The sequence below is a fragment of the Mycobacterium sp. E342 genome (assembly GCF_001667665.1).
GTDB lineage: Bacteria > Actinomycetota > Actinomycetes > Mycobacteriales > Mycobacteriaceae > Mycobacterium.
Window position 1 is genome coordinate 1 of sequence record NZ_LZJM01000246.1, and the last position, 940, is coordinate 940.

The 940-nt window shown below is 63.7% G+C and carries 2 protein-coding genes; one reads left to right on the forward strand and one right to left on the reverse strand.

Going from position 1 to position 940, the window contains the following annotated elements:
• Positions 1-509 (reverse strand): phosphotransferase family protein (locus tag A5692_RS19250; RefSeq protein ID WP_156766169.1); only part of this gene is annotated, 509 nt, incomplete at its 3' end.
• 54 nt (positions 510-563) lie between these two features.
• Here A5692_RS19250 and A5692_RS19255 point away from each other — a divergent pair.
• Positions 564-940, forward strand: a 377-nt coding sequence (locus A5692_RS19255; RefSeq protein WP_197514510.1) for an acyl-CoA dehydrogenase family protein, incomplete at its 3' end; no start/stop codon positions are given.

A 940-nucleotide genomic window follows, 5' to 3' on the forward strand; every position in this document is an offset into this window, starting at 1 on the left:
CGTGGCACTTGACGCTCCAGAAATCCCTCGGGCTTGCCAAGGTCAGCCAGACCGCGCCGTCGCCAGTCCACCGCGGCCAGGTGGACCAGTCCGTCGACGTAGGCCATCGCTAGGCCGTGCCGCAGGGTGATGTCACCGAGAAAGGGTTCGGGCAGCTCGAACCCCGGCGTGAATCCATCCACCACGCCCATCAACATGAACTCGGTGCCCAGCACTTCGGCATCTTCGCAGTAGAGCACCGGCGGTGGATGGGGCACGTCGGTGCCCTCCAAAGCCCGCAGGATGCGCCACTCCCGCAATGTATTCGAGGCAGTGGGGTGGTTCTTGACCGCCGGCGGCCGACGTAACACCCAGGCGTGTTCACCGCGCGCCACCCGGAACGACACGTTTGCCGTTCCGGTCCCCTCGCCGATCCGTTCAGCCGTCATCGGGGTCCCACAACCGGGCAACTGGTCCCCGATCCACGAATCGAGCCGATCGACGTCGAGCAGCGTCGCAGTCGAAGTCATGCACTGACGCTAACGGTGTTGACAGTTACTGTCAATCCTGTCAGCGTATGTCACATGATCGATTTCGAGCTCCCGGCGGAGATTCAGCAACTGCGTGCCCGGGTCGCCACTTTCATCGACGACGTTGTGCTGCCAGCCGAGCCTCAAGTCGGCGCGCGGCCCTTCTTCGAAATCGTTAAAGAGCTTCAGGCCGAAGCGCGCGCTGCCGGGTTGTGGTGCCCGTTCGTTCCGGTCGAATACGGCGGAATGGGCCTCGGTCATCTGGCGAACGCGGTCGTGCAGGTCGAGGTCGGGCGCGCCTTCAGTCACCTGGGTGCCTGGGCGATGAACTGCATGGGCCCCCAGGACGCGACGATGCTCACGCTGATCGAGCATGGAACCGACGAGCAGAAAAAGCGCTATCTGGAGCCGCTGGTCAACGGTGACAATCG